The sequence below is a fragment of the Pseudomonas sp. JS3066 genome, from assembly GCF_036328175.1.
GTDB lineage: Bacteria > Pseudomonadota > Gammaproteobacteria > Pseudomonadales > Pseudomonadaceae > Metapseudomonas.
This window is the reverse complement of the sequence record NZ_CP143312.1, coordinates 3831359-3851907: the sequence shown is the minus strand read 5'-3', so window position 1 is coordinate 3851907 and position 20549 is coordinate 3831359. Positions and strand designations below refer to the sequence as shown.

General features: G+C 62.7%; 17 protein-coding genes and 1 pseudogene. 4 read left to right on the top strand and 14 right to left on the bottom strand.

Annotation, left to right across the window (positions count from 1 at the left end; all coding sequences use genetic code 11):
- Positions 1-54 precede the first annotated feature (54 nt).
- From SA496_RS18145 to SA496_RS18135, 3 genes and pseudogenes are all read left to right on the top strand, one after another.
- Entirely contained in the window at positions 55-846 is a 792-nt protein-coding gene (locus tag SA496_RS18145; protein WP_120649826.1) for an AraC family transcriptional regulator, read from the top strand.
- Positions 847-1592: 746 nt separating this feature from the next.
- Positions 1593-2630, top strand: a complete 1038-nt coding sequence (locus tag SA496_RS18140) for a GlxA family transcriptional regulator (protein WP_120649827.1) — start codon at positions 1593-1595, stop codon at positions 2628-2630.
- 176 nt (positions 2631-2806) lie between these two features.
- A pseudogene (locus tag SA496_RS18135) lies at positions 2807-3178 on the top strand (AzlC family ABC transporter permease); the annotation flags it as partial.
- Positions 3179-3645: 467 nt separating this feature from the next.
- Here the strand turns inward: SA496_RS18135 and SA496_RS18130 are convergent.
- On the bottom strand, positions 3646-4167 hold the full coding sequence (locus tag SA496_RS18130) for a hypothetical protein (RefSeq protein WP_330114254.1): 522 nt from the start codon (positions 4165-4167) through the stop codon (positions 3646-3648).
- A 57-nt stretch (positions 4168-4224) separates the two neighbouring features.
- Between SA496_RS18130 and SA496_RS18125 the strand changes: the two genes are divergently transcribed.
- Complete coding sequence (locus tag SA496_RS18125) at positions 4225-4494, top strand: hypothetical protein (RefSeq protein WP_330114253.1); 270 nt, start codon at positions 4225-4227, stop codon at positions 4492-4494.
- 506 nt (positions 4495-5000) lie between these two features.
- Here SA496_RS18125 and SA496_RS18120 read toward each other — a convergent pair.
- From SA496_RS18120 to SA496_RS18060, 13 genes are all read right to left on the bottom strand, one after another.
- Entirely contained in the window at positions 5001-6401 is a 1401-nt protein-coding gene (locus tag SA496_RS18120; RefSeq protein WP_153917316.1) for an ATP-binding protein, read from the bottom strand.
- The gene (locus SA496_RS18115; protein WP_120649829.1) at positions 6398-7060 is read right to left on the bottom strand and encodes a response regulator; all 663 of its coding nucleotides are present in this window, start codon (positions 7058-7060) and stop codon (positions 6398-6400) included. Before SA496_RS18115 ends, SA496_RS18120 begins: the two co-directional genes overlap by 4 nt.
- A 16-nt stretch (positions 7061-7076) precedes the next feature.
- Positions 7077-7718 carry a hypothetical protein gene (locus tag SA496_RS18110; protein ID WP_120649830.1) on the bottom strand — a complete coding sequence of 214 codons (642 nt, stop codon included), beginning with the start codon at positions 7716-7718 and terminating at the stop codon, positions 7077-7079.
- Entirely contained in the window at positions 7718-8524 is an 807-nt protein-coding gene (locus SA496_RS18105; protein ID WP_330114252.1) for an SDR family oxidoreductase, read from the bottom strand. Before SA496_RS18105 ends, SA496_RS18110 begins: the two co-directional genes overlap by 1 nt.
- The gene (locus SA496_RS18100) at positions 8511-9185 is read right to left on the bottom strand and encodes a TenA family transcriptional regulator (protein WP_330114251.1); all 675 of its coding nucleotides are present in this window, start codon (positions 9183-9185) and stop codon (positions 8511-8513) included. The genes SA496_RS18105 and SA496_RS18100 overlap by 14 nt, the downstream gene beginning before the upstream one ends.
- Positions 9182-10651 carry an AMP-binding protein gene (locus SA496_RS18095; RefSeq protein WP_120649833.1) on the bottom strand — a complete coding sequence of 490 codons (1470 nt, stop codon included), beginning with the start codon at positions 10649-10651 and terminating at the stop codon, positions 9182-9184. The genes SA496_RS18100 and SA496_RS18095 overlap by 4 nt, the downstream gene beginning before the upstream one ends.
- Positions 10641-11315, bottom strand: a complete 675-nt coding sequence (locus tag SA496_RS18090; protein ID WP_120649834.1) for a thermostable hemolysin — start codon at positions 11313-11315, stop codon at positions 10641-10643. The genes SA496_RS18095 and SA496_RS18090 overlap by 11 nt, the downstream gene beginning before the upstream one ends.
- Positions 11316-11415: 100 nt before the next feature.
- Positions 11416-14088 carry an EAL domain-containing protein gene (locus SA496_RS18085; protein ID WP_330114250.1) on the bottom strand — a complete coding sequence of 891 codons (2673 nt, stop codon included), beginning with the start codon at positions 14086-14088 and terminating at the stop codon, positions 11416-11418.
- Between the two features lie 99 nt (positions 14089-14187).
- Positions 14188-15087, bottom strand: coding sequence for a diguanylate cyclase domain-containing protein (locus SA496_RS18080; RefSeq protein WP_330114249.1), 900 nt, complete (start codon positions 15085-15087; stop codon positions 14188-14190).
- Between the two features lie 403 nt (positions 15088-15490).
- Positions 15491-15976: an adenosine-specific kinase gene (locus SA496_RS18075; RefSeq protein ID WP_330114247.1), complete on the bottom strand. Its 486-nt coding sequence runs from the start codon at positions 15974-15976 to the stop codon at positions 15491-15493.
- Positions 15977-16121: 145 nt separating this feature from the next.
- Positions 16122-17198 (bottom strand): 4-hydroxyphenylpyruvate dioxygenase, encoded by a 1077-nt coding sequence (hppD, locus tag SA496_RS18070; protein ID WP_120649838.1) that lies wholly within the window; start codon positions 17196-17198, stop codon positions 16122-16124.
- 143 nt (positions 17199-17341) lie between these two features.
- Complete coding sequence (gene maiA / locus SA496_RS18065; protein WP_120649839.1) at positions 17342-17974, bottom strand: maleylacetoacetate isomerase; 633 nt, start codon at positions 17972-17974, stop codon at positions 17342-17344.
- A gap of 287 nt (positions 17975-18261) precedes the next feature.
- Entirely contained in the window at positions 18262-20352 is a 2091-nt protein-coding gene (locus tag SA496_RS18060; protein WP_153917320.1) for an LTA synthase family protein, read from the bottom strand.
- Positions 20353-20549 lie beyond the last annotated feature (197 nt).

Below are 20549 nucleotides of genomic sequence, written 5' to 3'. Positions count from 1 at the left end.
CCGGCCTAATCTAGCCTTGCTCCTCGATGCCGACTAACGCGATAGGGGCAACAAATGTCTGAAAACGGACAGGCTCAATGGTCCGAGCGCCAGATCCCCCGACTGACGAAACTCCCCCGGCCACTCTTCGCCCGAAACGAATCGCTGGCCAATGCGACGGGAACGCCCCGTCATACCCATGACTGGGTGCAACTGTCCTATGCCATTCGCGGCGTGCTGCATGTGCATACACGGGAAGGGAGTTTTGTAGCCCCACCGCAAAGGGCCGTATGGATACCGGCGCAGACGGAGCATGAGGTGTTCAGCTCGCCTCACACGGAAATGCGCAGCCTGTACCTGGACGCCGCAGTTACGGGAGGAGCGCTGAGCAGCTGTCGGGTGATCGAGATGGACGCGCTGACGCGTGAGCTGATCCGGCGCTTCTGCGAGCTTCCGGCGGAATACGACGAGGCGGGCCCCGACGGGCGCCTGGCTCAGGTGCTGCTGGATCAACTGCTGGTCGCCCGCGAGGTCAGCCTGTCATTGCCCCTGCCCAGCGACGCCAGGCTGTTGCGCCTGTGCCGGGCACTGCAGGCGGCCCCGGACGACGCGCGAACGCTGCTGCAATGGAGCGAACAGCTGGGCGCTTCCGAGAAAACCCTGCGACGGCTATTCCTGCGTGAAACCGGGTTGACCTTCCGCGTATGGCGCCAGCGCCTGCGCTTGCATGGCTCGCTGGAGGCGCTGGAACGGGGGCAGCGAGTGACGGAGGTCGCCCTTGCCTACGGCTATGACTCCACCTCCGCATTCATCGCAGCCTTTCGTCAGCACTTCGGGGTGACGCCCGGCGACTTCTTCCAGCCCTGAAACCGCGCAGGACTCAGACCGCACCCTGCTTGCGGTCAGTGCGTACGTTGACCTTCATTGCGGGCACTCATGGCGACACCTCCTGGCCGTCTGCCATGAAGACTGGCAAATCCCGCCACGCCACCCACAGCTCCCGCTGCCAACGCACTACACCCACCGGCCGGCCCAACGGATGAAGGCTAGTCGCGGTGCGGCCTTTATCTCCGGCCAACTAATGGTTGTCGACGGTGGTCGGACGGCCAAGCTGCCGTTGCCGTTCTGAGACTGCGTCGCTTCGGGCGATTCTTTTTCGAAACTCCGAGCTGCCGGTTGAACCTCCTCCGCATTGCAGGCGTAGCGGAGGAGGTTCCTGTTCAGGGCCGCTCAGGGTCTTCGTTGATCAACATCGGCGATAGCATCTCCTGGCTGGCCACGGACGTTGCAATCGAGTTCGACTTCTTGCCGACGCTCCAATACCCACGCGCAGTTCTTGCACATCGCAAGTACCCCGGCTGTGCTTGCTCTCGCTCCTGTATCCCTATACTGAGCCAGCCACGGTAAAGTCGGTGGGCCAGGCGGGGCTACGAGTGCCGGCAGCAATCAGTCCAGATGCGGCGTCGCATCGGGAAATGGAAGCGGCGAATGCAGAACTGTCCGGAAGTCCCAACTGTGAGAATTTGCTTGCGCTGGTACCAGCCTATGGACCGACATCCGCGTATCAGCTGGGAGAATGTCGATTCGTACCCTGAGCTCCTGTGAGTCGAGAAATGAGAGCGTCCTTCGAGAGCGTTCTGAAGAGCAAGAACCTGGCTCACCTGGACAAGGCCCGTCGCTCAGGACTGACAACTCCGGTCCGGCGTGTGTCCTTCATCCTGCGCGAGCATTTCTCGATGATGGCCTTCACCGGTGCTGTAGATGCGCTGGTGACCGCCAATCTCATGAGCTCGACCCCCGTGTTCGAAGTTCAGGTGGTGGGGGGAGATAGCAATCTCGTCGTGAGTGACCTGGGCATATCCATTTCCACCGATTGCGTCCTCAGCGAGCTGGATGAAAAACGTCAGGACATCCTGGTGGTTTGTGGCGGCTTTCGCGTTCGGCTCGAGACTGAGGCATTGCTAAGGACCAAGCTTCGATCAGCCGATGCCGCCGGGGCAGTGCTCGGGGGGCTCTGGAATGGTGCCTATTTTCTGGCCGAAGCCGGCCTGCTGGATGACCACGACTGCGCGTTCCATCCGGACTGCCGGGCGATGATGATGGAGCTCTTTCCAAAGGTAAGGGTAACGAGTCACTCCCAGGTACTCGATCGCAGGCGAATCAGTTGTGCTGGTGCCAACAGCTCCCTGGGCATGATGCTGGAGGTCGTTCGCCACAGTGCGGGTGATGACCTGGTGAGTGCCGTGGAAGAGGTGCTCAGCTGCGACAAAATGAAAGATGTCGTCGACGTGTCGGTCGTCTCGATCGATTTCGATCCAACGCTGCCTGAGACGATCAAGCTCGCGTTGGAGTTGATGCACAGCAACATTGAAGACCCGATCGAAATTGAAGAAATCGCTCGTTACGTGGGTATATCCAGACGACATCTGGAGCGTCTCTTCCGGCGCTATGTAAAGGCGACGCCTCCACGCTACTACCTCGAGCTTCGACTCACCCGGGCACGTCAGCTACTGCAGCACACCAATAAATCGCTGATTGAGATCGCCGTGGCGAGCGGGTTCGTGACCCTCCCGCATTTCCAGCGTTGCTTTCGCGCGATGTTCGATATGGCCCCGGGGCAGTTCCGCAAACGAAATCACTTCAAGGTTTGAGCTTGCGGGGCGGGCAAGCGGAGTCGGGGAAAACGTTTGGAGCGTTGCCGGCTTTCAGTTTGAATTTCTGTACTCCGTCTTGAATCCAGCCGATGACCTCCGCCGGCCCTATCAACGCCTTCCGACCCGCCTGGCGGCCGGAAATCACGCGTTAGTTTCACAACCAGGGACACGACATGACCTACCGAACACGGACAGAAGCCTTTTGGGCGGGCGTTCGCACGCTAGTTCCTTTGACGCCAGGTGTTGTGCCGTTCGGGCTTGTGGCGGGTGTCATGGCCGTAGACATGGGCATGTCCCCAACCATGACCATGGCAATGACCTTGTTGTTCTAATCGGGGTCGGCACAGATGGCAGCACTGCAACTGCTGCACAACGATGTGCTGCCTGTGGCGATAGTAATGACTGCCCTGGTTATCAATTTGCGCTTTGTGATGTACAGCGCATCGCTCGCGCCGTTTCTGCATCACTTGCCTAGTCGTTGGACGTGGCCACTGTCTTACATACTGTCTGACCAGTCGTACGCAATCTGCATTCTCAGGCTTTCAGGGCAGTAGTCGCCGTCGGAACATTCGCTCAGCGCCAAGTGGCAGCTGGCATGTGTCGAGAACGCACGTGGTCGGCGCAAAAAAATGCCGCCTGTGTGGCGGCGGCGAGGTCTCAAGCTTATGGCCTTTGACTAAGTCACGTCTGTTCGGAGAAGCGGGCCTCAAAACATTTGAGGCCGTGCAGGTCGCAGAACCTGGTGAGGTCCTGCCAATGCGAAGAGCTACAAGCGCACCGTGATCAATGGAGCAATGCTATTCGTGACCTGACTGCGATCAAGATTACGCTGCCGTCGCCGAGCGATAGGTGTCCATATTCGACTGCAAAAGGGAAGAACGCGACGCAGCATCGGGTGATTGCCAAGAAGGTCATCGCCGTTGGCTGCAGGCGGCAAGAATCGGAGCTCCGGGCCGGCCATGTGCCGGCCTGGAGACTCCGAAGGACACGACTCCCCCAGCTTCCCTGATTGTTATTGAACCGAGCGGTGTTCCACTTCGACAACGTCGACATCCGGAGCATCCGGCGCGTCATTGGGTTCCGCCTCGACGGCATCGACGTCCGGTGCGTCAGCAGCGTCGTCGGCTACGTCTGCAGCATCCCTGGCTGCGTCCCTGGCTGCATCAGCAGCAGTCCTGGCCGCATCCCTGGCGGCATTCGCGTCATCTTTTGCTGCGTCCCGGGCTGCGTCTGCAGCCGCTCTGGCAGCATCCCGGGCGGTATCCGCGGCGGCTCTTGCCGCATCCCTGGCCGCATCCGCACCCTCGACACCAGCCGCTCTGGCCGCGTCCCTTGCCGCATCGGCGGCTGACCTTGCGGCATCCCTGGCAGCGTCTGCTGCATCCCTAGCCGCATCTCTGGCTGCGTCTGCATCGGCTCTGGCAGCGTCTCTGGCCGCAGCCGCATCATCTCTGGCCGCGCCCCTGGCGGCATCGGCCGCATCGTTGTCGGCGTCGTTGTCCTGGCCATCGCCCGGACCATCGTTGCCCGCCATACCGCCCCGGTCCGTGTCGCCGCGTCCCGGCCCGCCATGACCGTCACCGTCGCCGCCATGTCCAGAGGCAGAGCTGCCCTTGCCACCGCCATGACCATGACCACTGCCATCACCACCGCCATGTCCAGAGCCAGCGTTGCCGCCGCCACCGCCGTGACCGCCACCATCGCCACCGTGACCGGAGCCGCCTCCGCCACTGCCGCCACCGCTACCTCCGCCGTGGCCACCGCCACCGCCGCCGCCACCAGAGCCGCCGCCATGACCACCTCCACCACTGCTACCACCACCATTTCCGCCGCCTCCATCCTGGGCGTGGACACTGAATGAGCTCGAAATGTAATCAGGTACCAGCACGCTGGATGCCGAGAGAACACCACCAATCGCTAGAGTGAGTAGGCACTTTCTAAAAGACATAGTCGGACCTCCGTCTCAGTCTTCAGGGGTTCCCTCACCGAGGAACACACATTCGGTTGAGCCCGGGACAAGGCCGTGGTTCATCGCTGGTTACATGCTTCTGGACAGGCGGGAAGCGCGTGAATTAAGACGTTTGGAGCTTGGGGGAATAAGGGGACGGCCCCCTTGGTGCGGGCGTTTTTAAGGGTTGGTGTTTTTGCGGGAAAATTTCCCACATTGATTCATGGGGGAAACAGTCGAAGGCTTTTCGACGGAAAGCGGCAAGTTCCGAGCTGGCTTTACATGCAGGCATGCAGGTGACGAACGGCAGCACCTGTTCAAGGTAAATCGCCCCGCCCTGCGCCGCGAATGGATTGTCAGGTTGGGCTCCTGCGACGTTGTGGTCACAGGGGCGGCGGCGAGGGGGCTCTGACGGTGCGTCAGCACTTGCCAGCCGCCGAGCCGGGCATGGGCGTTCCGCGTGGTAGCCGGAGATCGGCACGCAAGCCGCCGCCGTCGCGGTTGGCAAGGCTGATGCTGCCGCCCAGGCGGGAGGCGATCATCTGCACGATGGCCAGGCCGAGGCCGGCGCCCTGGGGGTTGTCCTGGCTGTAGAAGCGCTCGAACAGTCGTTCCAGCCGGCTCTCGTCGATCCCCGGCCCCTGGTCTTCGACCCGCAGTACGAGGGCGTCCTGGCCATCCGGCAGCAGGCTCACCTTCACTTCACTGCCTGTCGGCGAGAAGTTGCTGGCATTGGTCACCAGGTTCTGCAGGGCGATGCCGATGGCCGCCGGGTCGCTGGTGGTGTGGTAGTCGCCGTCCGCCACGTCGAGGGACAGTTCCAAACCCTTGTCCAGCACCAGAGGCGTGAGTTCGGCCAAGTGCTCACGAACCAGAGGCTCCAGGTCCACGGGCTGCCATTTCTGCCAGACCAGTTCAGGCTCAACCCGCGCCATGGTGAGCAACTGGTGGACCACGCGGGTCAGGCGGTCGACGCCCACGGTGAGAAACCGCAGAGCCTCGGTACGTTGCTCATCGTTCGTGGCTTCCAATGCGTTCTGCGCATGCAGGCGCAATACCGCGAGCGGCGTACGCATTTCGTGGGCGGCGTCGCCGATGAAACGGCGTTCGCGCTGGAGCATCTGTTCAATCTGCGCCAACAGCCGGTTGATCGCCGCTTGCATGGGTTCCAACTCCCGGGGCAGCGGCACGACTTGCAGCGGCGCGAGGGATTCGGCGTGGCGGCTGCGGATCACACGCGCCATGTTCTGCAAGGGGCGCAGCCCCCAGCCGATGGCCAGCCAGACCAGCGCCGCGAGGATGAGGATGCCGATCAGGTTCGGCCACAGCGTATGACGCACGATACGGCGCACCAGGTCCTGGCGCACATCGTCGCGTTCACCCACCCAGATCCGCAGGCCTTGTTCCGGGTCCGGCAGGACGAACCCGCGCCAGTGGTGATCGCCGAGCTGGAGGTTGTGGAACCCCGTGCGGATGGGGACGTGGTCGAAGGGCGGCGAGCTGGCCGATTGCACCAGGCTCCGGCCGTCGCGGTCCCAGACATGGAAGGCCAGCTTGCTCTCGTAAGGGTGGCCGACCTTGTGCGGCCCGGCCTGGCTGAGGGCCAGGTTGAATGCCTTGAACAGTTCTTCTCGGTTGCTGCTGGCCTGCGGCATGTTCATCACGCCCAGCAACAGTCGGGCGTTCTGTGCCAGGTGGGCATCGTAGATTTCTTCCACCTCGTGGCTGCTGTCGCGGTAGTTGAGGTAGACGATGAGCAGGGTGCCGAGCAGCAACAGGGCCATCACCAGCCACAGGGTGCGGTGGCGCAGTGAGGTCATGGTCGCGCATCCACCAGGTAACCGATGCCTCGCACGGTGCGAATGAGGTCACTGGAGAGTTTCTTGCGCAGGTGATGGATGTGCACTTCCAGGGTGTTGCTTTCGGCTTCCTCGTCCCAGCCGTAGAGGGTCTGCACCAGGCGCTCGCGGGTCAGCACCTTGCCCGGTTGCGAGAGTAGTTCGTGGAGCAACTGGTACTCCTTGGGTGTCAGCGGCACCGGGTTGCCCTGGTAGCTGACCTGCTGGCTGGTCGGATCGAGCACCACGCCGGCGTGTTCGATGAGCACCTGCGGCCGGCCTGCGCTGCGGCGCAGCAGGGCGCGCAGGCGCGCCTTGAGTTCATTGAGGTCGAAGGGCTTGACCAGGTAATCGTCAGCACCGGCGTCCAGACCGAGGATGCGGTCTTCAAGGGCATCGCGGGCGGTGAGTACCAGCACCGGCAGGGTTGAACCGCCCGCCCGGAGCTTCTGCAGGACGTGCACGCCATCCAGGCGCGGCAGGCCAAGGTCGAGGATGGCCAGGTCGAACTCTTCGGTCTGCAAGGCATGTAGCGCGCTGGCGCCGTCGGTGAGCCAGTCGATGGTGTAGCCCTCCTGGCGCAGACCGGCGCGCACGCCTGCGCCCAGGGCGTTGTCGTCTTCGACGAGTAGGAGTCGCATGGGCCGCCTTAGCGCTTTAGCGCTTCTGGATTTCCTGCAGTAAAGCATCGATTTCCTGGCGACGGCCCTGGTCGGCCAGTTCACGTCCGGGGCGCGGGGCGGCAGCCTTGGCTTTGAGCAGGGCCTCGCGCGCCTGTTCCGGGTGCCCTTGGCGATTGAGGTGATCGCCCCAGAAATACAGGCTGTCGATACCAGTCGGGTTGATCTGCAGCGCCTTGCGCAGCAGCTGATCGGCCTTGTCTTCGTCGCCGAAGCTGACGGGCCAGCCGGGAACGCGGTCGTAGAGCGCGCCGAGGCTGGTGTAGGCCGAGCCCTGCAGGGCTTGCGGGTCGAGCTGGATGGCGCGCTCAAGGGCGGCGCGGGCGTCCTTGACCTTGCCCAGTGCACCCAGTCCACCCTCGGCGCCGGCCCAACTGCTGGTGACAATGCCATGCCAGATCCAGGCCTCAGCGGCTTGTGGGGCGCTGCGGGTGAAGGCGCCACTCTGGGCGGCGAGTTTCTCGAACTCAGCAGCGCGCTGCTTCTCCGGCAACTGGTACTGGATTTCCGCCCAGCGTTTCTGGATGTCCGCCAGGCGCTGGCTGTCGCTGGCGTCGAGGGCCCATGCGGGGATGCTGAGGGCCAGGAGCAGGCCGAAAGCGCACAGTAGCTTGTTCATCATGAGTGGTCCTTGCCGTGGTGGAGGTTGCTGAAGCGGCGGATGATCGGCAGCTGCTTGTGCAGCGCGCGGTCCACCACGCCCGGCAGCATGCTGTTGAGGCGGACGAAAAATTTCTCCGGCCAGCCGAGGTAGAGCTCGCTGAGGTCTTTTTCGATGGCCGCGATCACCGCGCCGGCCACCTGTTCCGGCTCGTCCACGCCCACCTTGAGTTCGGCGTTGAGGGCCATGGCGGTCTGGCTGTTCATGCTGGTACGGGTGGCGCGCGGAGCGACGTATAGAACGTTCACAGGGGTGTCGGCCAGTTCCCGGCGCAGCGCCTCGGAAAAGCCGCGCAAGGCGAACTTGCTGGCGCAGTAGACGGCATAGCCGGGGTAGCCGATGGAACCGTAGGTGGAGCCCACGTTTACTACCAGGCCATGGCTTTGCTGACGCAGCAATGGCAGCAGGGCGCGGGTCAGTTGCAGGGTGGCGGTGACGTTGAGGGCAAGCATGTCTTCGATCTGCCCATCGTCCACCTGTTCCAACATGGCGAAGGCGTTCACCCCGGCTGCATTCATCAGGACGTTGATCCCGCCCATGCCGCGAGCCGCTTCCAGTGCGCGCTGGCGGCCTGCAGCCTGACGCAGGTCGGCGCCTACCCAGGACAATTGATGAGGAAAGCGTTGGCGCAATCCGGCCAGGTTTTCAGGGTGGCGGCTGACCGCCAACACCTGGGCTCCGCGCACGCAGAGTTGCTCGACCAGGGCCAGGCCAATACCGCCGCTGGCACCGGTGAGTAATACCCGGCAGTCAGCGAGCCGCATGGTCCACCTCACTGACACGAGGCAGCCCTCGGAACATCTCGGCATAGAGCTGGTAGACGACCTTTGCGGCGTGGATCACTGCCTGTTGGTCGTCTTCGTCTTCCAGGCGATCCATCAGGCGGCGGTAGGTGGCCATGTGATCCTGGTCGAGGGCTCCATGGGAGGACAGGTAGCTGAAGGCTTCCGCCGGCAGTCCGAGGCTCTCGCGGATGGTGCCGGCGGCCTGGGTCGCCAGGGCGATGCTGGTGCCTTCAAGCACGTTGACCATGCCGAACAGTCCCACCGGGTTGCCACGGGCGATCAGGTCGTAGAGGTAGGCGACCATCAGTTCGATGGCCAGCGAGGGGCGGCTAGTGCGGGCGGCCTCCGCGTCGCCTCCGCAGGCCCTGATGTCATCGAGAATCCAGCGTTCGTGGCCGTACTCCTCATCGATGTATTCGCACACGGCACCCCGCAGCCATTCGAGACGGGATGGCAGGCGCGCCCCGCAGGCCATCATCAGTGGCACGGTGTGGCGCACGTGGTGGTAGGCCTGGCCGAGGAAGGCTCGATAGCCCTCCAGACTGACCTGCCCGGCCAGGGCCTCGCGTATTACCGGCACATTGAACAGGGCATCGCGTTCCTGGGCCGTGGCGACTTGCAGCTGGTTGAAGAAACTCATGGTCTTACCTCGTTTTCGAGTTCGAGCAGGGGGCCGCGAAAGCGCTCGGCAATGGCGTCTCGGCGCAGGCGCCCGTTGCTGGTGAGCAGCCCGTCGGCGGCGCTGAAAGGAGCGGTCAGGCGGTACCAGGCCCTGACCCGTGCGTAGTCGGGGAGAGCCGCGTTGGCGCTGGCCACGGCATCCGCGAGGGTCTGTTCGTCGCACTGCGGGTCCAGCGGCCAGAGCAGGGCAAGGTTGCCGGGCAGGCCTTCGCCCTGGACGAACGCCTGGGCGATCACCCCGCGCTGCGTGAGTTCGGCTTCCACCCAGTCCGGATTCACATTGCGGCCAAAGCTGGTAATGAACTGGTGCTTCTTGCGGCCCTTGAGGTGCAGGTAGCCTTCGCTGTCGAACTCGCCCAGGTCGCCCGTGGGCCACCACTCACCTGCATGGGGCGTCTCGCCGAGGTAGCCGAGCAGGGCGGAACCGCTGACCTGCACTTCGCCATCCTCCGCCAGACGCACCTGCACATGGGGCAGGGGTTTGCCGACGCTGCCCGGGCGATTGGCACCGGGGCGGTTCAGGCAGACTACCGACGCACATTCGGAGAGACCGTAACCCTCGAACACCGGTAGACCGATCCGTGCCGCGCGGGTCAGCAGATCCTGCGAGACCCGTGCGCCGCCCACTGCGACGAAGCGGAACTGCGCGGCGCTGAGGTGGTTGCGTTCGATCGCGGTAACCAGGCCCAGCAACAACTGCGGCACCAGGATCAGGCTCTGGGCGCCACTGAGTACGAGCGTGGCGAGCAGCTTCGGCCAGTCCACCCCGCTGGCACCCTGGATGCCGAGCTGCCGCTGCGGCAGCACCGTGACGCAGGCGCCGGCAATCAACGCGGCGTAGACCCCGAGATTCTCCAGCAGGACGGCCATTGGCAGCACGGCAAGGTAGTGTGCCGGTGCGGTGGGGCGGCTGGCGATTTCCAGTTCCTGGCTGACCCGAAGCAGGGCTTGCGCACCAAGGCAGACACCCTTGGGCTGGCCGGTGGTGCCTGAGGTGTAGGTGATTTTGGCAGTGTCGGCGGGCAGGGCGGTGCGGCCGACTCCGGACCGACGCCAGAGGGTTCCATCCGAATGAAATCCGGCGTCTTCCAGGTCGGCGGTGAAGCCGTCGTCCACCACCGCCAGGCCGACCTGGCATTGCTCCAGACAGTGGGCGCGCTGCTGGGGGCTGAAGAAAGGTGGCAGGGTCAGGCAGGGGCGTCCGGCAAACAGGGCGGCCAGGTCCCAGAGCAGCGCCTCGGGTCCGTTGTCCAGACCGAGGGCGAGCACGCCTTCGGGCTCGCTGCGCAGCAGACCTTCACGCCGCTCCACTTCGGCCAGCAACTGGGCGTAGGTATAGCGCCGGGTATCCCCGCGGATGGCCAGGGGCATCGGCAGGTGGTTGGCATGCTCGCGCAACCGCTCGCGCAGGGCTTCAGGCTGCATGGTGGGCAGTCCTGTCGATATCGGGAAAGCCCAGGCGGGCGAGTACGCCGTTGCGCTGCAACAGCTCGAAGCCAAGGCGGATGTTGCCGGTAAACACCTGGGGTTTCTGCTCGTAGTAGGTGCCCCATTGCTCTTGCGCTTCCCCGAGACGGCCGGGGTCGGCTGCGCCGAGTGGCTGAGGTTCAAGGCCCAGGCGGCGGAAGCTGTTGATCAGTCCCGGGGCGCCGGTGAACACCACCCATTCAAGGCCTCGCAGGTTCAGGAGCCAGGTCACGGCGACGATGATCAGCCGGGCATTGCCGACGTTGATCGAGGCCAGGTTGCCCACTTCCACCACTTGCTCGCGCCGTACCGACTGGCCCGCTAGATCGGCGATCAGCGATTCCGCTGGCCGCTCAAGGTATTGCTCGAGGAACAGCGGTCCGTGTTCGGCGAGGCGAATGCCGGTCGCGGCGCTGAGTGCCCCGTGGTGATTGCGCAGGCTGAGCAGCTCCGGCATGAACTGGCGGATATCCGCGCCATGGGCGCTGAGGAACCGACGATGGACGAAATCCTCGACCTGACTGCGTCCTGGAACGCCGGGCAGCAGAAGGGACAGGGAGTGTTGTTGCGAATTCAGACCGAAATGGAATGGGAACAGGGCGCTCCACTCGTCGCTGTTCATCAGTAGCCCTCCAGGAGCTTTGCGGATGGAGGGCAGTATCTGCGGGAAGTCTTAAGGGACCCTGAAGATGGCGGTGATGCGCGTTTACAGGAAAGGGCTGTCAGCTACTGAGCTTCAGGGCGCTTTCGAGGCTTAGCCACTCATCGGTGTGCTGCCAGTGGGTTGCCCAGATTGCCAGTTGGTCTGCGGGCATGGGGCGGGCGATGCCATACCCCTGGGCCAGGTGACAGCCCATTCGCCGCAGCTGTCGGGCATGCTCGCGCGTTTCCACACCTTCGGCGATGACATCGAGCTTGAAGGTGTTCGCGAGCTGAATCACTCCTTCCACGATGCCGAGGTCTTCCGGATCGATGAGCATGTTGCGTATGAAACTCTGGTCGATCTTCAGAATCTGGACCGGCAGTTTGCGCAGGTAGGTGAGTGATGAGTAGCCGGTGCCAAAGTCGTCGATGGCAAAGCGCACACCCAGCGATCGACACAGTCGAAGCACGTCGATGGCTTGATCCATATCCGCTATGGCCGCGCTTTCGAGTATTTCGAGTTCGATGTGTCCGGGAGGAAGGGTGGCGTGATTGGCCAGGGTTTGGCGCATCAATTCGTGAAAGCCGGGATGCAACAGCTGGCTGGCGCTGACATTGATGCTCACGCTGATATCCAGGTGCATGTCGTACCAGCGCGCTGCCTGGGCTACCGCCTCGCGGATCACCCACTCACCGATGGGACGCTCCAGATCGCTGCCATGGACGGAGGGCAGGAACTCGCTGGGGGAGCGCATCCCCTGTAGTGGGTCATGCCAGCGCAGCAGCGCCTCTACACCCAGGAGCTGACCGTTCTGCAGGTCCACCTGGGGTTGGTAATAGAGGCGGAACTGATTGCCGTCCAGGGCGGCTCGCAGGTGTTCCAGTTGGGTGCGGCGTTTCTGGGCCTTGCGATCACTTTCCGGGTCGAACAAGTGATAACGGTTCTTGCCCGCCTGCTTGGCCAGGTACATGGCCTGGTCGGCGTGACGGAGCAACGTGTCGGGGTCTGCCTGGTCGTTCGGATACAAGCTAACGCCGATGCTGGCGGAAACGCTGAGTCGCTTGCCGCCCACGTCCACCTCCTTGCTGGCCGCAGCAAGCATGCGATCCAGGGCCAGGGCACATTCCTCTGGCGAGGCGATATCCGAGAGCAGCAGCGCGAACTCGTCGCCACCCAGCCGCGCCAGCGTGTCGTCACCGCGTAGTACCTGCCTGAGATTTTCAGCGATGCCAATCAGGAGGGCATCGCCGTTGATTGGGCCGTAGTCGTCGTTGATGGCCTTGAATCCATCCAGATCCATGAAACACACCGCAAGGGTCTTGTTGCTGCGCGCGGCGCGCATGACTGCCTGCTGGAGACGGTCTGTGAGCAAGCGGCGATTGGGCAGGCCCGTGAGTGGATCGTAGTGGGCGATACGGTCGAGCTCCGCTTCGTGGGCCTTGATCTGGCTGATGTCGGTGAACACACCGATGTAGTGCTGCACGCCCCCGCTTTCGTTCCGAGCCACCGAGATGGACAGAATCTCCGCATAGATCTCGCCGTTCTTGCGCCTGTTCCAGATTTCTCCCCGCCAGAATCCGTCGTGGTCGAGGTTGCCCCACATCTTGCGATAGAACTCTGGACCGTGAACGCCGGACGACAGCACTTTTGGCGACTTGCCCAGCACTTCGTCAAGGGCATAGCCGGTGATGCGGGAGAAGGCTGGGTTGACCTTGGTGATGGACTTCCGCGGACTGACCATCATGATCCCCTGATGGCTGCTCTCGAACACCACGGCAGCCTCCGCAAGGTCCCGCTCGATGCGCTTGCGCTCGGTGATGTCGCGAGATATCCCGAACAGCCCGACACCCTGGCCATTCGCGTCGAGCATCGGCCCTTTGGTTACCAGGAAATCCAGTGCCTTGCCGTCTTCGGTGACCAGGTGTTCCTCATGGGTCACCGTGGTACCGGCCGCCATGACCTCCTTGTCCTTGGAGACGATCTCGTGAGCGGAGTCCGCGGGAAACAATTCGAAGTCGTCATGACCGACGATAGCCGCGGGGGGTTTGCCGACATAACGCGCGGCAGCATGGTTGACCAGCAGGTAGCGACCGCGCCTGTCCTTGACGAATACCGCGTCGGAGGTTCCGGAGACCACCGAGTCGAGAAGCCGGCGTTGGAGGTTGGCCTTGCGCAGGGAGCGTTGTAGGGATTCGGCGAGCAAGCTCACGATCAGGCCGTTGAGCACCAGTGCGCCCAGTTGTACCTGGTCGTCGGGGAGGTTTATGTAGAAGCTGTGACTGGGCTCCATCGTTAAATTACCGATCCCGAATGCGGAGAGTCCGGTGGCCAGCAGGCCCGCGCCCAGCCCACCGATCAGCGCGCTCATCACGATTGGCAGCATGAACAGAATGAGCAGCGACCTCTCGCCGAATGCTGAAGCCAGATGCTCCCGCGCAGCCAGCATGGCCAGGCTGAGTGCCCCGGCGAACAGGTAGGTCAGCCAGCGTGGATACCGGCGCTGGCCCGCACTCACGGTCACCGTCGGTGCGTTACCTGATTGCGCGGGGGGAACGGTATTGAGGGCGAAGTAGAGCAGGAAGCTGGTCGACAGGACGAAGAACGCACCTTTGCCAACGGAAAGCCAGCTCTGGATCTGGCCCTCCGTCAAGGTGAACAGCAGCCGGTCGGAGAGGGCGATCCACGTCAAGGCAAGCAAGCCGTAGCAAGTGGTGACCATCCAGATGAAACGGCGTCTTGGTGGCGTAACCATACGGGCTCGACCTTCCATTGATTGACTACAGGTCCAGGAGAACAATGCAGGTCGCAGGCCAGGCAGATTCTCGCCGGGCGCCTCACCGTTATTAGTGGTCTAGCTCGATAATTGGCTATTCGCCATCATATGGGCGTTTCCCCCTCGTTGTTTCACCTGATACATCGCGGCATCCGCCGCCGCAAGAAGCGCTTCCGGGGCGGTACCGTTCTCGGGATAGCGTGCAATGCCGATGCTTGCACTGAGGGCGCAGGTCCGTCCTTCGATTCGATAGGGGCGGGCGATGCGCCGAACCAGGCTTGCCGCCAGGGCTTCCAGATAGGGCACCTCTTGTGGGCCGAGTATCAGAATCACGAACTCATCACCGCTGAGCCGGGCGACCAGGTCGCTCTTTCGTACGCCGCTACGCAGACGACCGGCAACGGCTATCAGCAGTTTGTCGCCGTAGGAATGGCCGTAGGCGTCATTGACCGGTTTGAACTTGTCCAGGTCGATGAACATCACGGCCAGTGCGACGCTGCTCTGCTTTGGGTCCTGCAGCACTTGCGCCATGCGATCAAAGAGCAGGCGCCGGTTCGGAAGACGGGTCAGTGCATCGTGCCTGGCTTCGAAGTTCACCAGGGATCGCTCGTGGTCGGCCTGGGTGAAGCTGTGCTGGATGGCCAGCAGGTGGCTCACCTGGCCCTGGTCATCCATCAGCGGCGTGATGACCTGGTTCACTCTGTAGTGATGCCCATCCCTGGCTCGCTCCAGTAGTTCTCCCTGCCAGGGCTCGCCTTTCAGCACGGTGTTCCAGAGTTGCTCATAGAACTCAGGGGGCTGTGCTCCCGAGTTGAGCAAGGCTGGCGTCTTGCCCAGCAACTCGTCGAGCGAGTAGCCGCTGTGCCGGCAGAAAGCCGGATTAGCCCATTCAATGCGTCCATTGCGGTCGGTGATCAAGATGGCATTGGCGGCGCCTTCCATAGCTTCGGCCAGTAGTTGCCTGTCGTACTCGTTCAAGAGAGGTACTCCAGCACGGCAAGAGGCTGTGTCTGTCTTCAACTCTAAGCGGTGGACAGTGAGATTTTTTTGACCGGCATCAGGGGATGGCACAGGGCCATTGCCCGTCTGCGTGGGTGTGTCACGGGAGGGCGTTTCCCGGGGTTCACTTGGCCAACGAGGGGGCTGACTTTGGCTTGCAGCGATTTGGTCATCGAATGGTCATGCGCATTGGTCATCCTGCAGGCAGGAACAGAAAGGGCACAGGAAGTGCCAGGGTGCAAATTGAAGCTGCCGGCGATGGCAGCTTTTTTTTGCTCGCGGCAAGGCGTAGGAGCGAGCTTGCTCGCGAAAGAACGCGTTCGGAAGGTTCGCGAGCAAGCTCGTTCCTACAAGTTGCGCGTCGAGCGTTACGCAGCCCTCATCAAAGCTTGTAGCCGATCTGCCTGAGCAGGCCCTTGCGCCAGGCGATGTCGTCTTCGCCTTCGATGCCCCTGGGTGAAAATCCGTCCACGACGCCGAGCACACCACGGCCCTGCTCGGTCTCGACGAGAATGACCTGGGTGGGATTGGCGGTGGCGCAGTAGATGTGGCAAATCTCCGGCACCAGCTTCAGGTAGTTGAGCACATTGATCGGGAAGAAGCCTTCGCCGAGGAAGACGATGAAGCTGTGCCCGGCACCTATGTTCAAGGCGTTGTTGCGGGCGAGTTCGAGCATCGCCTCATCGGTGCCAGAGCAACGCACCAGGCAGCTGCCGGAGGCTTCGCAAAAGGCCAGGCCGAAGCGGATGCCGGGCACGCTGCCCACCAGGGCTTCGTGGATGTCTTCGACGGACTTGATGAAGTGGGTCTGGCCGAAGATGCAATTGATCGATTCCGGCTTGTCGATGCTGACGCTGATGAGTTGCATGTGTGCGCCTCCAGCCCCCATGGCACAAGCATAGTCAGGGGATAGCCCGGTATCGGTCGGATATGCGTGGCAGCAGACCGTTCTGCGTTCGACCTGAAAAGCAGAAAACCCGGCATTGGCCGGGTTTTTTGCAGAGGTTGGCGCCTTATTCGGTACTCAGCACGCCGCGACGGATCTGGTCGCGTTCGATGGATTCGAACAAGGCCTTGAAGTTGCCTTCACCAAAACCGTCGTCGCCCTTGCGCTGGATGAACTCGAAGAACACTGGCCCCATGAGGGTTTCCGAGAAGATCTGCAATAGCAGACGCTTGCTGCCGCCTTCAGTGGTGCCGTCCAGCAGGATGCCGCGTGATTGCAGCTCGCCTTCCGGTTCGCCATGGTCCGGCAGGCGGCCCTGAAGCATCTCGTAGTAGGTGGCCGGCGGCGCGGTCATGAAGCGCATGCCGAGGGCTTTCAGTTCGTCCCAGGTCTTGATCAGGTCATCGGTGAAGAAGGCCACGTGCTGGATGCCTTCGCCGTTGAACTGCATCAGGAACTCTTCGATCTGGCCCGCGCCCTTGGAGGACTCTTCGTTCAGCGGGATGCGGATCATGCCATCCGGCGCGGTCATGGCCTTGGAGGTCAGGCCGGTGTACTCGCCCTTGATGTCGAAGTAACGGATCTCGCGGAAGTTGAACAGCTTCTCGTAGAAGTCCGCCCAGTAGGCCATGCGGCCGCGATAAACGTTGTGGGTCAGGTGGTCGATGAACTTCAGGCCGGCACCTTTCGGGTGGCGGTCGACACCTTCGATGAATTCGAAGTCGATGTCGTAGATCGAGGAACCTTCACCGAAACGGTCGATCAGGTACAGCGGCGCGCCGCCGATGCCCTTGATCGCCGGCAGGCGCAGTTCCATCGGGCCGGTGGGAATCTCGATGGGCTGGGCACCCAGTTCCAGGGCACGGGCGTAGGCCTGGTGGGCATTCTTCACGCGGAAGGCCATGCCGCAGACGGACGGGCCATGCTCGGCGGCGAAGTAGGCGGCCTGGCTCTTGGGCTCGTTGTTGAGGATCAGGTTGATCTCGCCCTGGCGATACAGGTGCACGTCCTTGGAACGGTGGGTGGCGACCTTGGTGAAGCCCATCATCGCGAAGACGGGCTCCAGGGCATTCGGGGTGGGGGACGCGAACTCGATGAATTCAAAGCCCATCAGGCCCATGGGGTTTTCGAACATGTCAGCCATTTTTTGGCACCTCAAGCAATTGATTGGAAGTTATAGGTCAATGCGAGGTGGCAGCCGGTGGCGCGCAGGAAATGCCGCGTACGCTGCGGGCGAGGTAGTCGCCGATGGTGACTTTGAATCCGAGGCTTTGCATGGACGTTGCCTCAGGCCGGTTTATCGGCTTGCTGGTCGGGGTGCGCCTGGATGAAGGCTGGATGCTCGAGGGCGAGGCCTTCTACCCGGGCGATCTTCGGATAGTGTGACAGGTCCAGCTCGAAACGGCGGGCGGCATAGACCTGCGGTAGCAGGTAGACGTCAGCCAGCCCCGGTTCGCCAAAGCAGAATCCTTCGTTGCCTATGAGGGCTTCGACCGCGCTGAAGCCTTCCGCGATCCAATGACGAATCCAGTTCATCACCTCGGCTTCCTCCACATTGAGGCCGCGCAGGCGGTTGAGCACCGCGACGTTGTGCAGCGGGTGGATATCGCAGCCGATGATGGCCGCCACCGCGCGCTGGCTGGCGCGTGCTTCCAGGCCCTGCGGCAGGAGAGCCGGCTGGGGATGGCGTTCTTCCAGGTATTCGATGATGGCGGGCGACTGGGTCAGTACCTGGCCGTCGTCGGTGCGCAGGCTGGGCACGCGACCCTGGGGATTGAGTGCCTTGTATTCGGGGCTGTGTTGCTGGCCGCCGTCCTGGATCAGGTTGACCGGGATATGCCGGGCTTCCAGTCCCTTCAGGGCCAGGGCGATGCGCACCCGGTAGGAAGAGGTGGAGCGGTAATAGGTGTAGAGGTCCATGGCAATCGCTCGGCGGCAGGCGTTCCGGTGTGAGGTCCCGGTGCCGGCATTATTGTTTTCGTAATCAATTTACACTTTGCGTAATTTGCGGGCTGGGGGCGGGGCTGTCAAGCGCGACGCTACGAGGGCACGGCCTTGTAGGAGCGATTTCAATCGCGAATCGGGCCGCAGGCACCGAAGGGTGCCGGGGTGCACCTACACGCGGCGCGTCGCGAATGAATTCGCTCCCACAATGGCGCCGGAAAAAAAGGCCCCGCATCGAGCGGGGCCTGTTCGTCAGTGGATCATCACTGGTTCTGCTTGGCGTCCTGTACGCCCGCCGTGTTGTTCAACAGACTGCCGGTGGCCGTTTGCAGGAAGGCTTCCAGGTACTTCTGCAGATGCGGGTCGCTGTCGCCGGGGACGCGCTCGACCTTGGCATCGGCACCCAATTGGTATTGGTACAGACGCGCCGGGAAGTCCTTGGGCTGCACCAGGATGCGGTCGCTGCTGACAATGGCCACGGTCTGGTCGCTGCCGGACGGCTTGATCACGCCGATGCCCGGATCGCCTTCCGGCAGGTTGAGCAGGTCGCGACCCCAGCACTGGTGGCGTACATCACCGCCCAGGCGGCCCATGATGGTGGGCACGACGTCGATCTGGGTGCCGACGGTGTGGTTGAGGTCGCCGAACTTTTCCTGCACGCCGGGGCCGATCAGCAGCAGCGGCACGTTGAAGCGGAACAGGTCCATCTCGGTGAGTTGCTTGTCGCTGCCGAAACCATGGTCGCCCACTACCACGAACAGCGTGTCCTTGAAGTAGGGCTCCTTGCGCGCCTTCTCGAAGAACTGGCCCAGGGCCCAGTCGGAGTAGCGCATGGCGGTCAGGTGCTCGTCATGGGCACCGTGGCCGGTGACCTTGTCCACCGGCAGATCCACCGGCAGGGCATAGGGCGTGTGGTTGGAAAGGGTTTGCAGCAGGGCGTAGAACGGCTTGTCTGTGGGCATCTTCGCCAGCTCGGCGGCGCCCCGGTCGAACATGTCCTGGTCGGATACGCCCCAAGTCTTGTCCATGAATACCGGGTTGACGAAGTCTTCGCGGCCAATGAAGCGGGTCATGCCCTGGTTGCTGAAGAAGCCGGACTGGTTATCCCACTGGAAGTTGCCGTTGTAGACGTAGAGGTCGTTGTAGTCGCGAGTGCTGAGCAGTTGTGGCAGGCCGGAGAACTTGTGCGCACCCTCCGGGGTACGCATCAGGTACTCGAAGCTCGGCAGGTTGGGGAAGCAGGCCATAGTGGCGAACATCCCCTGATGGGTATGGGTACCGTTGGAGAAGAAGCGGTCGAACAGCAGTCCCTCCTTGGCCAGCTTGTCGAAGTAGGGCGTGATACCCGCATCGCTGCCCATGGCACCGACCCAGCGGCCGGCGAAGCTCTCCATCAGGATCACCACCACGTTCTTGATCGGCAGGGTGCCTTCAACTGGTGGGGTGAAATCACGACGGATGGCGGCGGTGTCGGCGTCCACCAGCTTGTCGTTGGGGGTCAGCAGCATCTGGCGCACGGTGGCCAGGGCTTCATCCTCGGGCAGCGTGGACTTCCAGGCGTTGTCGCGGTGGGAGGAGAAGCTGTTCTTGGCCGCGTCTACCAGGGTCAAGGTGCCGTTCAGCCCCAGCTGGTTGGCGAACATCGAATCGGTGGTGAAGGCATCACCCCAGCGCAGCGGCGGACCCTGGCGCAGGTGGCCACGGACGGCGACCACTGCGATCACCAGGCAGACCATGAAGATCGCCACGCGGCTGAACCAGGGTGCGGTTGCACGGTTTTTTGGCCGGGTGTTCACGACGCTGGACGCGCGCGGACGGCTGATCAGGTCCAGGCCACGGAACATCAGGTACAGCAAGGTGGTGGCAAGGGCCCAGGCGATCAGGTAGCGACCCACCGGGAAGCCGTTCCAGATCATGCTGGCAACTGTGCCCAGGTCTTCCTGCAGGTACTGGAACACCAGGCTGTTCAGGCGCTGGTGGAACTCCCGGTAGAAGTCCAGCTCGCTGATCCCGAGGAACAGGGTGAGGCTGGCGAAGAAGGTCAGCCAGAGCCGGTGCAGGCCACGGGCGGCCATGGCGGGGACGCTGAGCAGCGATAGCAGCAGCGGAACCAGGGCGAACACCACTACCCGCATGTCGAAGCGCAGGCCGTTATAGAAGGCTTCGACGAAGACCGAGGCCGGGCTATCGCCGATCTGGTCACTGTTGTACGTCAGCAATGCCACCCGGAGCAGGGTGTACATCAGCATCAACGCGACGGCGCTGAGCAGGGTGAAGGCCAGGTGGCTCTTGACGGTGGGGGTGTCCAGGTTGAACGAGGACTGCCGGGTGGCTACAGGTTCCTGTGCGGTCATGCGATCAAGCATCCATTGGTCTACTCAGGGCGGGGCGGCACCTTTGGAGGTGAACGATGCCGGGGGTCAAGTAGATCACCTGATGGCACATTGGTTCCAGTTAGGTCCGCCGAAAGGGCCGGACATTGCCAGAGGGAATGTGAAGAAAACGTCGAATGGCGTCGTGCGGCGACGCCGAGATGTGTCGGGTTGTTTCG

Coding starts and splice junctions, on each gene's coding strand:
- SA496_RS18145 (WP_120649826.1), top strand. CDS start 55: ATGTCTGAAAACGGACAGGCTCAATGGTCCGAGCGCCAGATCCCCCGA.
- SA496_RS18140 (WP_120649827.1), top strand. CDS start 1,593: ATGAGAGCGTCCTTCGAGAGCGTTCTGAAGAGCAAGAACCTGGCTCAC.
- SA496_RS18130 (WP_330114254.1), bottom strand. CDS start 4,167: ATGGCGGGCAACGATGGTCCGGGCGATGGCCAGGACAACGACGCCGAC.
- SA496_RS18125 (WP_330114253.1), top strand. CDS start 4,225: ATGTCCAGAGGCAGAGCTGCCCTTGCCACCGCCATGACCATGACCACT.
- SA496_RS18120 (WP_153917316.1), bottom strand. CDS start 6,401: ATGACCTCACTGCGCCACCGCACCCTGTGGCTGGTGATGGCCCTGTTG.
- SA496_RS18115 (WP_120649829.1), bottom strand. CDS start 7,060: ATGCGACTCCTACTCGTCGAAGACGACAACGCCCTGGGCGCAGGCGTG.
- SA496_RS18110 (WP_120649830.1), bottom strand. CDS start 7,718: ATGAACAAGCTACTGTGCGCTTTCGGCCTGCTCCTGGCCCTCAGCATC.
- SA496_RS18105 (WP_330114252.1), bottom strand. CDS start 8,524: ATGCGGCTCGCTGACTGCCGGGTATTACTCACCGGTGCCAGCGGCGGT.
- SA496_RS18100 (WP_330114251.1), bottom strand. CDS start 9,185: ATGAGTTTCTTCAACCAGCTGCAAGTCGCCACGGCCCAGGAACGCGAT.
- SA496_RS18095 (WP_120649833.1), bottom strand. CDS start 10,651: ATGCAGCCTGAAGCCCTGCGCGAGCGGTTGCGCGAGCATGCCAACCAC.
- SA496_RS18090 (WP_120649834.1), bottom strand. CDS start 11,315: ATGAACAGCGACGAGTGGAGCGCCCTGTTCCCATTCCATTTCGGTCTG.
- SA496_RS18085 (WP_330114250.1), bottom strand. CDS start 14,088: ATGGTTACGCCACCAAGACGCCGTTTCATCTGGATGGTCACCACTTGC.
- SA496_RS18075 (WP_330114247.1), bottom strand. CDS start 15,976: ATGCAACTCATCAGCGTCAGCATCGACAAGCCGGAATCGATCAATTGC.
- hppD (WP_120649838.1), bottom strand. CDS start 17,198: ATGGCTGACATGTTCGAAAACCCCATGGGCCTGATGGGCTTTGAATTC.
- maiA (WP_120649839.1), bottom strand. CDS start 17,974: ATGGACCTCTACACCTATTACCGCTCCACCTCTTCCTACCGGGTGCGC.
- SA496_RS18060 (WP_153917320.1), bottom strand. CDS start 20,352: ATGACCGCACAGGAACCTGTAGCCACCCGGCAGTCCTCGTTCAACCTG.